The following is an 11367-nucleotide window of genomic DNA, read 5'->3' as shown; positions in this document are numbered from 1 at the left end:
TAGAGTGACTGCTGTTAATCATGAGCTGAATTCATGATCGATTTGTCAGTGCCTCAACAATGTTTAAGGCTTTCACTAATCTTTTCTAATATGAATGGGTTGAATCAGAATACTACCCTTAGATGTATTGAATAAGTTCATAAAATGATAAGTCTATTCTGAATCATAACTTACATGACTAAACTCATTTCAATCAGCCAAATATTTAAAGGTGTGATTGGGAAATTTATTGATTTATTTTATTGTTTTATTTTACTAAAGAAGAAAAGTTCATTTTAGACCCATCCATAAAATCAAAATAAGCTAATCGTTTGGTTTAATTTGGTCTAATGCGAAAAATCAACAACTTAGATTAAATGCGTTTATTCCAAACTGATTGTCCAGATTTTAGTATTGCTAAAATTGACTAAAGCGCTGGATAAAATTAATATGGGCTCGCTGGCCTACATTGCCAGTCGGTTTTGACAGACCGTCCAACACAAGAACATTAAGGGACTTGTCCTTTAGTGTTTATCCCCTCGTGCCCCTCTGCGGTGGAACGGGAGGGGGACGTCTTCGGACGTGCTGGATTCTTGTGTTCCAGTCTGTCAACCCGCTCTCGTTCTGCCACCATTATTTGACAGTAATTGGTAGAACTTCTTTAACACAAGGAGCTTCTCATGCTGTATCTATCTTTTCTCATTTGTGCCACGCCACCTGTTCAACCTTGTTGTGCTTTTCAACGAGGACTATACGGCTAATTTAATTTTTAGGCTGTATTAAAAACTTTTAACAAGAACAATCCAACGGTGGATGGCTAAATCATGCCTATAAAAAAAATAGACCTTTTTATATTTATATCTGCTGGTGATTGTGAATTGCATTGAACATGCGGGGAACAACCATGACTGAATTAACCAAACCTAAAATCATTCCAATCGAAAACCGTCCTCAGAAATCCAAGCTATTTTTAAAGTGTGTGGTCTTGCCGATTGTGATCTTTCTGATCATTGGCAAAATCTTTTCCTTTGGTGCTTTCGGCTATATCTTCTTTGGATTTGACCTATTCTGGTTTGTGATCATTTACTACCTCTATCAATATGGAAATACCTATTTTGACGGAATGACCGAACAACTGAAACGTCAGGGTGAAACTTTTAATTATCAAAACCGTGGTGTCTGGATTAACTCTCAGGACAAAACCATCATCCTGTTTGATCAGCCTGATCAACGTCTAGTGAAATATCCTTTCGACTACATTACCTCTGTGGGTCATTACAATCTGGTTGAAGATCGCTTTAGAACGACAACCACGGTGATCAGTAACCCAATGATGGGAACTCATGTTAACCAACAAGTCCATCGGACACCGATGAAACGTGAGTTCCAAGTCAATATTGGAACACGGGATCAATTTAAACCAGATTACAGCCTTAAAGTGCTGTTTCCTTGGCGTAGCCCAAAAATGGCCAGTGAAATCCGTCAACTCCTTTCGGCTGATCATTATCAATAACAATATATAAATATAAGGCAGTCAATCATGATGATTTCAAAAACCTTTATGCCATCTGTGCTGATGATGGCAATCAGTACAGTCATGGTCGGTTGTGGAGGCGGTGGTTCGGGAGGAGAGTCCAGTTCATCCAATGGTGGTGGAACGGAAAATCCTAATAATGGCAGTACCAATCCTAAGCCTGTAACTTGTGCTGAAACTCAATATCTAGAAGAGGGGACATGTAGAAATAAGGCGCCGCAGAATATTCAGGCATTCTCATTGAGTAACCTGATCCAAGGTCAAAGCTATCCATTATCGCTGCAAACAGATCAAGGTCTGGCAGTGACTTTTAGCAGTAATACCCCCAACATCTGTAGTGTAAATGATAGTGAACTTAAAGCCCTAAAGGTTGGACAGTGTACTCTGGCACTGACACAGGCTGGTACAACAAAAGTTCTACCACTCAATAGCCGCATGACCGTCAATGTGACTTGTGCTGCCGATCAATATCTAGAAAATAATGTTTGTGTAACTAAGGTCGAGCAAACCATTACCCCACTCAAAATCAAATACATCCTGACGGATAGTGTGTATTCACTGGATACTGAATCCAGTGCCAAACTTCCCGTCACGATTAGCAGCCTTTCTTCATCAACCTGTACGTATAGTCAGGGCGAACTCAAGGGGATTGGGGCGGGTGTATGTACTCTTAAACTCACCCAAGAGGGTGATACCAAAACACTGGTAGCAGAGAGTAAAACCATCAGCTTTGATGTGTTTAAGGCTTCATCTATGAGTGATGCCCCCAATATTAATAACTGTTATGCGGGTAAGCTCAGTGCAAAGTTTAGAAATGAATTCTTGAGTGAAATCAATACAGTTCGCTCCTTGCATGGGTTGCCAAGTATTACATACGACGATGCCCGTGAAGATGAGATGATGCAGACCGCACTGGTTCTTGCGGCAAACAACATCTTGACCCATTACCCCGAAGCCAACACAAACTGCTATTCCGATATTGGTGCGGTGGGTGCAAGAACCAGTAGCCTAGAAATGGGGGTAAGACAGAATAAATATGACTATTCACCTGCGGAAAGCATTACCAATATGGTGCATGACAAATTAAATCTGTTTGCAGGAGATGTAGGACATCGACTCTGGATGCTCAATCCATTCTTGAAAAAATCGGCTTATGGTTCAGTCAATGCACCATCATTCAAGGATACCCGATTCCCTTATGTGGTCGGTACGTCCTACAAAGTGGTTTATCCCTTCGATAATCCAACCACTGCACCACTCGGTGTGATTGCCTATCCCTACCACAACTATCCAGCCAAATATTATATGGCGGGTTCAATTCTCTCGATTTCAGTTTTAACCGATCAAAAGAATTTCTTTGCCAATCGCAATGTGGACTACGCCAAAGCTAACGTTGTTGTCACTGAACGAAGTAGTGGTGCTAAACAGAAGATCAGTAATATCCGTTATGAAAATATCGGAGTTCCCAACCATATCCAGTTTAACTTTGACGATTTGAAATTGAACGTGATCTACGATGTCAAACTCAGCAATGTCTTGGTGAATGGTCAGCCTAAAGAATATTCCTACTGGTTTAACGTGAATGATCGGTAAGCGAAAATAAGGACAACAACAAAATGAGATGTATGATTAAAGAATTTCTTGTCACGAGTATCTCGCTGCTCATGATACACACCGCGACGGCTCAACCTATTTCTGCCTCATCTTTAACACTGGAGCAAGGCTTATCCTGTCTGGATTGGACTGAAAATGAACAATCTTTTAATAACCAACTGGCGTTGGGTGACAGGGCAGATATACCAACACCAGCGATCGCCAAACTTCAGAAACAATTTCAAAAGCAATATAGCAAGCAAAAGACGACCATTATCGATGATTCAGACGATGAAAATTTCTGTCAGGACTGCCCTGAAACAACCGTCTATCGTCCTAGAAACAAAAGCAATCCGATTCAACGCATTGAGACCTCAATGCATGTCAGTGTTGCAGGAGCAAGTACATCGATCTATCGTCGAGATGACATCGCCACAACTAAACAAAAAATTGAGAGCGGATTAAATATTAAATTCAGTCGCCATACAGGGCAGCAATTCAAAAGCTTTAAACAGCAGTGGGATAAAGCTTCTATGCATGATGATCAAAATAGAAGTAAAACCCAAAAAGTCTTTCAGCAATATCCACATTTAAAGGTCTTTAATGGCGAAGTCTTCCAAAATCAAAAGATCTATACACCCAAACAGATTTATATTTATAGCCAGCCCTATAAACGTGACACTTCTTATCTGAATGATATGATTGCTTTTATCAGTCTTTATGACAACCCAGTCAATTCTTCACAACACATTTTACAGTGTGGCTTTATTGACAATGTGTTTTAACTTCCAAATAAATAAAGAGTCAAATCAAATGAAAAAATTAATATTCGCAGGATTATGTTTAAGTCTTTCAACACTAGCTTGTGCTGGTGCAAAAGAAAGCCTAGTAGGAAAGCGTCTGGTCTTAGATTTGCCAGATACCGAATGTGCGGGATTATCTTTTGCCAAAAATGGTAAGGACGCAGCAATGTATGCCGAAATGGGGCAATGCCAAGATCCTTTACCACTTCGAGTAAAATGGCTAGATGACAAGACCTTTATTCTAATTGAGAAAGTACGAACGAATAATATTTCTCCACCACGTAGCTATTTATATAAAGTTCAAAGCGTTAATCAGCATTATGTAAAATTGACCCAGATATGGACGGGGTGGGGAGATTCAAAAGACGATACGCTAGGCTATTATTTTAAATAGCTTGATCTAAGGTAGGCTAAATATATAAAGCTAAAGCGATAATTGACCAGAGGTTTTTAAAACATGAATTACTACGCAGAGGATCCCTTCTAGATAATTTAAACTAGGAGGTAATATGCAAAAGCTGAAATTTCAGTACCAGCGCCCTGTAAAAATCGATCCTAATGATGGTATCCGAAAACGATATCCCCATATGAGGAATGCTTATTTTAAAAAGTTCAGTACATATCCAGAACGTAGTTTCTATTTTTTTCATTTGATCGAATATAAGGATTATCCTTTAAAACTTCGTGTTGCACGAGGTTCTGGTTTGCCAGAAGAATGGGATGATCTTCCATCTTCAGTCTACAAGGTAGCTAAAAGCTGGAAGCATAATTCCAAAAGAAAGCATCAGTACTTTAAAGAGGATGTTGCCTAAAATTTATTTTATCTAAAAATAAAGGAATAGTTTTTCCCTTATTTTTTGCTTAATGCCGAATTTAATAATTACATACTTATCTAGCAGTAGCGGATGATTTGACGACTGTAGAAAACTTAGCTCAAATTTAGCTTAATAGCTGCCCTAAAAAATGGGTAAGTATTAGATAGATCGGATTTGAGCTTATTCATACTCCTTTTGCTGATATTGGTAATAGTTTCGAACATATTCATTCTCAAATGTTGAGGAGAGAGATTTACTTTAATAAAACTTTTTAGTATTTTGTTAGCAAATCAGTAGTATTTCCATCGCTATGCGTTCAAGTAGGTTGTCTAAGCTTATACTCGCATTTATCCTGTTTTTGTTTACGATAACAATTACCGGAGTTCATGCGTGGGCGCCTGTCTTACTTGAGAATATTGAACACCAACATGAGTTAAGTATTGTCGTTGAGGATGATGCATCAAGTCATTGGTCTTTGCAGCATTATAGTGATTCTCTTAAAAACTCTACTGATCATGACGCTGAAGCACATAGCTGGAAGAACATTGATGAGCCAATTTATCATCATTCAGTAAAACCAATTTCTTCTGATAGTGATCTAAGCATAGATCCAGTCTTTATTCTGAGTTTCGCACTTCCACTAGTTTTATTCTTTTTCCAGCTTTTTGAAAAGCCTATTTATCGAGCCTTTTTAAAGCGGCGATCCCCTCTAATATTTAGTAATTCTTATACCTACTCTAAAAACTTAATCGTCCTACATAATTGATTTTTCTATACAAAAATTAATTTTAATTTTTTTGTATAGGTAAAGTCATGTCTAAAAAATATCAGATATTTCTTACCTGTGGATTTGTAGCAACAGCAGCAAATGTATTCGCAGAAACGAATTATGCTGAACTACAAAAGCAGGTAATCGCAAGTGATGCTGTACTCAATAGCTTAAAGCAGTCCGAGCAAGCTTATGAAATTAATCAAAAGTTTGCTGGTAGATTAAATAATCCGACTTTCAATGTGGAGTTGGATAATCTCGGTAATTCTAAACTGAAGGATTTGGATGGCCCAACAACCTTATTGGGACTGTCACAAGAGATTCCTCTTAGTAATAAACTTTCCTTGAGAAAACAGATTGCGAGTTTTCAAGGTGATCGTAATCAGTTCGAAATAGCAAAGCGTCAGGCTGAACTCAAAGCAGATTTAAGAATCTGTATGGCGAATTGGTATGTAGCTACTCAGCGTGCTGAAATTTATTCTTCTGAGAGTAAATTGAATGCCAGACAAGCTAACGTTCTTTCCGAACGGCTTAAGTACGGGCGAGTAATTCCTTCCGATGCTCAGCTAAGCATAGCACTTTCATCTGAGTCGAAATTGCGCCATCAAAATGAAGTGAAGAAGATTCAGTTCCAGAAAAATCTGTGTTCTAAGTTCACTTCCAACCTGCCAAGTAATGCATTGGAGGTTCCGTTAAGCTTTAATTTCACAAACAAAATAAGTTTGTCTGAGCAAGAAGCAACGCTGAGTTCGAAGCTGAAAAAGACTCAGTTTGAACTGGCCCGCAAAGAAGCAATACCAGATATTACTTTGGGAGTCGGGGTTAGGAACTACCAAGAAACCAATGACAAAGTCTTCCAAGTTTCAACGTCAATACCCCTCAATATCTTTAATCGAAATAAGGGCAATATTGCGATTGCTCAAGCAGAGCATACGAAAGCAGAAACACAGTCTATGCTTTTGAGTCGTAACTCTAAAATTGAATTGGAAAACAAATCTATTGAGGTTTCCAATTTAATTGATGCGATTAAGCAATATGATCAAACCGTTTTGCCCGCAACAAATGAAAGCCTGCGAATTGCAGAGATGGGTTACCAAGCAGGGAAAAACTCTTTACTTGAGTTCAATAACATCAAGCAAATTTGGCTAGACAAACATCTTGCTCGATTCGATTTGTGGTTGGCTTTGCAGACAGAAATTGCAGAAGTCGAGCGCAACTACATTACTCATTTAGATCAAGAATAAGGGCAAGAATATGAATAAACAAACCAATACATTGATTGCAACTGGTGTCGTTGCCTTACTTATCGTCTTATGTGCTATTGCTTGGTATAAAACCGGTAATAAGACACAAGTGAGTGGACATGGTGAGGTCGCCGAAGAAAAAGTAGCTGTAGCTGGAGATGAGAAAGGACCTCACGGTGGTCGGTTGTATCGAGATGGAGATTTCTCTGCTGAGGTTAAGATATTTGAAGAAGGAGTGGAACCACACCTCCGTGTTTATGGGTATTTGAATGACAAGCCGCTTAAACCTGAAGACTTAAAAGCGAATATATACATTAAGCGTTTAGATGCTGAGCAAAATATTCAATTTAAACCAGAGAGTGATTACTTGATTGGAAATGAAATTGTCTATGAGCCACATTCGTTTTTAATGGTTGTAAATGTCGATTATCAAGGGAAAAAACATACTTGGAAGTGGGATACGAAAGAAGGTCGTGTCACCATGTTAGACAGTAGTATTAAGAGCAGTGGTTTAGAGCTCTTAAAAGTTGAACCAATGATGTTTGAAAATGCTTTGGAACTGAAAGGTGAGTTGAAGTTTCCTGATAATTTTGAAAGCCTTGTTGCACCAAAAGCCAGTGGAACACTGATAAAAACCTACCGTAATATTGGGGATAAAGTAAGTCAAGGAGACTTACTTGCTGTTGTCCAAAGCCAAGATTTAATTCGTTTGAATGCGGATCGTAAAGTTGCTTTGGATACTCTACAGTTTGCTCGACAAAAAATGGAACAAGAACGAGCATTATGGCAAAAGCGTGTATCACCTGAGATTGATTATATTTCTGCAAAGAGAGATTTTGATGCTGCTCAAACTCGTGCAAATGAGTTGAATAACTTAATAAGCTCTTATGGCGGTTCAGGTAATGGAACAGTTGAAGTTCGTGCAGCAATGTCAGGAACAATATTAGAAATCCTTGGTGCTGTTGGATCTAATGTAAGCTCTTCAACCCCTATTTTTAAAATCGCAAATACTTCGCAACTCTTGGCGGTAGTAAATGTTCCTGCTGACAAGCTTAATGCTATAAACCCTACAAACAGAGTCAAAGTTAAACCTCAAAGTCCGACAGGCACAGAAGAGGCATTGGGCAAGATCAAATATATTAGTGATGTCATCGATACTAAAACACGTACAGCGAAGGTATTTATTGAGATACCAAATCAGTTTAAGTGGCGTTCTGGACAGTTAATCACGGCTCAAATTTTTGAAAATCAAAGTCAAAAGCCAATGGTTGTACGTGAAGATGCGTTACAGAATTTCCGTGATTGGGACGTGGTATTCATTCGTGTTGGTAACGATTTTGAAGCTCGACCTCTGGAGCTTGGCGATAAATACAATGGGTATGTGGAAGTTAAATCTGGATTACGAATAGGACAGGTTTATGCCGCAGGAAATTCATATCTTTTAAAAGCAGAGCTAGGTAAATCTGGCGCTACTCATGACCATTAAGGGGAGTAGCGAATATGTTTGATCAGATTGTTAAACTCTCGATTAAGAATCGTTGGCTTGTACTCATCGTATTCCTATTTGTCGGTGCATTGGGGGCTTATAACTATTTTAAGCTACCAATTGATGCTGTTCCCGATATTACGAATGTACAAGTTCAGATTAATAGTGAAGCTCAAGGACTCTCTCCAATGGAGATGGAGTCTCAGGTGACTTATCCTATTGAAACGGCTTTAGCTGGTATTCCAAATTTAGACTATACCCGATCAGTCTCTCGGTATGGCCTGTCACAAGTGACGGCAATTTTCAAAGAAGGGACGGATATTTATTTTGCCCGACAATTAGTGAATGAGAAGCTACAAGGGGTGACACCAAATCTTCCCGTTGGAATTGCAACTTCTATGGGGCCTGTTTCTACAGGACTTGGCGAAATCTTCATGTATACCGTTGAAAATGCCAAGAACAATCCTAATCCACTTTCACCAACGGAATTACGCACCTTACAAGACTGGGTGATTAAACCTCAGCTTCGAAATGTAGAGGGTGTTAATGAAATCAATACCATTGGTGGTTATCTCAAACAATTTGTAGTTCAACCTGATTATGCTTATTTACGTAGCATAGGGCTGGATCAGAAGGCGATTTTAGAGGCTATCTCTAAGAACAGCATGAATAAAGGCTCGGGGTATATTGAGAAAAATGGTGAACAGTATTTGATTCGTTCTGATTCTCAAATTAACTCAATTGAGCAAATCCAGAATATCCCGATTACGACGAGCAATGGTTATATCCTCAGATTGAAAGATGTTGCCAAAATATCTATTGGTCACGAATTACGTACAGGTGCCGCAACTAAAGATGGGCAAGAAATTGTACTGGGTACAGCATTCATGCTTATCGGTGAGAACTCACGAAATGTTGCTCATGCTGTTGATCAAAAACTACAGCAAGTTCAAAAATCATTACCAGAAGGTGTAGAAGCAAAAGCGGTCTATAACCGTACAACTTTGGTTGATGCAACGATACAGACGGTGAAAAAGAATCTTTTAGAAGGTGCGATTCTAGTAATCGTTGTTCTGTTTGTATTTCTTGGTCATTTCCGTGCTGCGCTGATTACAGCTCTAGTTATTCCATTATCCATGCTGATGACAATCACAGGTATGGTGAACCAAAAAATTAGTGCAAACCTTATGAGTCTTGGGGCACTAGATTTCGGGATTATTGTAGATGGTGCTGTTGTAATTGTTGAGGCTTCCTTAGCAAAGTTGGCAATTAAACAAAAAGAGCTTGGGCGAGTTTTAACAAGGCAAGAACGCTTTACGACTGTGTTTGAGGCGACTAAAGAATCCCGCAAAGCGATTCTCTATGGTCAATTGATCATTATCTTGGTGTATCTACCTGTAATGACTTTGACTGGTGTTGAAGGAAAGATGTTTACACCAATGGCTGCAACAGTGGTTATGGCTTTAGTGGCAGCAATGATACTTTCAATTACGTTTGTCCCTGCAATGGTGGCATTGGTCACTACCGGTGAAATTAAAGAAGAAGAGTCAAAAATCGTTCATGGTATCAAAAGGTTTTATAACCCAATTTTAGATTGGTCTTTAAATCACAGATATTTGCTAATTGCTTTTGTCTCTATTTTCTTTGTTTTTAGTGCAAGTCTTTCGACTCGTTTAGGTTCAGAGTTTATACCTTCCTTGGATGAGGGAGATGTGGCACTACATGCTTTGCGTATCCCTGGCACGTCGTTGACTCAAGCAATTGAAATGCAATACACGTTAGAAAAAGAGATTAAGAAAATTCCAGAAGTTCAGACTATTTTTGCCAAAGTAGGGACTGCTGAAATTGCGACTGATCCTGTTCCACCTAACGTTGCAGATAACTTTGTCATGCTGAAACCTCGTAGTCAGTGGCCTAATCCTGATAAGGAAAAGTCTGCGGTTGTTGCTGAAATTGAACGCGTATCTAAAGGCGTATATGGAAACAATTATGAGTTTACACAGCCGATTCAAATGCGTTTTAACGAACTTATTTCAGGTGTCAGAACCGATGTTGCCGTAAAAATTTATGGTGATGATTTGGAACAGTTACTTGAATCAGCAAACGCTGCCGCTAAGATTTTAGAGGGAGTCAATGGTACTGCTGATCTTAAAGTCGAACAGATGTCTGGTTTACCCATGGTTTCTGTTGAGCTGAAAAAAGACATGATTGCCAACTATGGGCTTGATGCAGAGGATGTGCAAAAACAGGTTTCTAGTCTAATTACAGGCGAGACAGCAGGTAAGGTGTTTGAAGGAGATCGAAAGTTCGACATTGTGGTACGCATGGACCAAAACTCGGTAACAGACCTAGAGAAGCTTTATCAGATTCCTGTGAGTTTAGCTGATGGTTCGAGTGTTCTTTTATCAGAATTGATCGAGTTAAAAAATGTTCAAGGACCAAACCAGATTTCTCGCGAAAATGGTAAACGTCGTATCGTCATTACAGCAAATGTTCGTGGAACTGATATTGGTAGTTACATTTCAGAAGCACAATCTAAGCTGACTGCTGATTTTAAATTACCAGATGGTTATTGGCTGACTTGGGGCGGTACGTTTGAGCAAATGGAATCTGCTTCAAATCGTCTTATGGTTGTAGTACCGATTGCTTTAATTCTGATCTTTGCCATGATCTATATGGCTTTAGGTAATGTTAGAAACAGTATCTTGGTATTCACAGGTGTGCCATTTGCACTAACAGGTGGTGTGATTGCTTTAGCACTACGTGATATCCCATTCTCCATTTCTGCGGCTGTGGGTTTCATTGCCTTATCGGGTGTTGCTGTGCTGAATGGTTTGGTTCTTGTTTCAGCCATTCAGCGACTTAGAGTTCAAGGTGAAAGTGTCATTGATGCAGTGAAACATGGTGCAATGGAAAGACTCCGTCCCGTGTTGATTACAGCTTTGGTCGCTTCATTAGGTTTTATTCCGATGGCCTTAAACGTAGGCATTGGCTCTGAAGTTCAGCGCCCAATTGCAACTGTCGTTATTGGTGGGATTATTTCATCAACCTTACTGACTTTGATTATTTTGCCAACCTTATATGTGTGGTTTAACCAAGGTAGGTCAAGAAAATCAAACGATGCTGCTGAACAGGTTGTTTAGG

9 protein-coding genes are annotated in these 11367 nt (G+C 39.2%); all 9 read left to right on the top strand.

Annotated features, from left to right (window positions below; translation table 11 throughout):
* The first annotated feature begins 883 nt into the window (after positions 1–883).
* The 9 genes from EGS47_RS01860 (at position 884) to EGS47_RS01820 (ending at position 11366) form a co-directional block, all read left to right on the top strand.
* Positions 884–1492: a hypothetical protein gene (locus EGS47_RS01860; protein WP_004885548.1), complete on the top strand. Its 609-nt coding sequence runs from the start codon at positions 884–886 to the stop codon at positions 1490–1492.
* 27 nt (positions 1493–1519) lie between these two features.
* Entirely contained in the window at positions 1520–3106 is a 1587-nt protein-coding gene (locus EGS47_RS01855) for a CAP domain-containing protein (protein ID WP_004885549.1), read from the top strand.
* Between the two features lie 23 nt (positions 3107–3129).
* Positions 3130–3891 carry a hypothetical protein gene (locus tag EGS47_RS01850; RefSeq protein ID WP_004885551.1) on the top strand — a complete coding sequence of 254 codons (762 nt, stop codon included), beginning with the start codon at positions 3130–3132 and terminating at the stop codon, positions 3889–3891.
* Positions 3892–3919: 28 nt separating this feature from the next.
* Complete coding sequence (locus tag EGS47_RS01845) at positions 3920–4303, top strand: hypothetical protein (RefSeq protein WP_004885553.1); 384 nt, start codon at positions 3920–3922, stop codon at positions 4301–4303.
* A 115-nt stretch (positions 4304–4418) separates the two neighbouring features.
* A complete protein-coding gene (locus EGS47_RS01840; RefSeq protein ID WP_004885555.1) occupies positions 4419–4721 on the top strand; it encodes a hypothetical protein in 303 nt (100 codons plus the stop codon).
* Positions 4722–5034: 313 nt separating this feature from the next.
* Complete coding sequence (locus EGS47_RS01835) at positions 5035–5490, top strand: hypothetical protein (RefSeq protein ID WP_004885556.1); 456 nt, start codon at positions 5035–5037, stop codon at positions 5488–5490.
* Positions 5491–5537: 47 nt separating this feature from the next.
* Complete coding sequence (locus EGS47_RS01830; protein ID WP_004885559.1) at positions 5538–6737, top strand: TolC family protein; 1200 nt, start codon at positions 5538–5540, stop codon at positions 6735–6737.
* A 10-nt stretch (positions 6738–6747) separates the two neighbouring features.
* Positions 6748–8223 (top strand): efflux RND transporter periplasmic adaptor subunit, encoded by a 1476-nt coding sequence (locus EGS47_RS01825; RefSeq protein ID WP_004885562.1) that lies wholly within the window; start codon positions 6748–6750, stop codon positions 8221–8223.
* Between the two features lie 14 nt (positions 8224–8237).
* Positions 8238–11366, top strand: coding sequence for an efflux RND transporter permease subunit (locus tag EGS47_RS01820; protein WP_004885564.1), 3129 nt, complete (start codon positions 8238–8240; stop codon positions 11364–11366).
* The last annotated feature ends 1 nt before the right edge of the window (position 11367 follow it).

It is taken from the genome of Acinetobacter sp. FDAARGOS_515 (genome assembly GCF_003938865.1).
In the GTDB taxonomy this organism is placed as follows: domain Bacteria; phylum Pseudomonadota; class Gammaproteobacteria; order Pseudomonadales; family Moraxellaceae; genus Acinetobacter; species Acinetobacter ursingii.
Note: the sequence above shows the minus strand (reverse complement) of the source record. Positions and strands in the feature narration are given on the sequence as shown.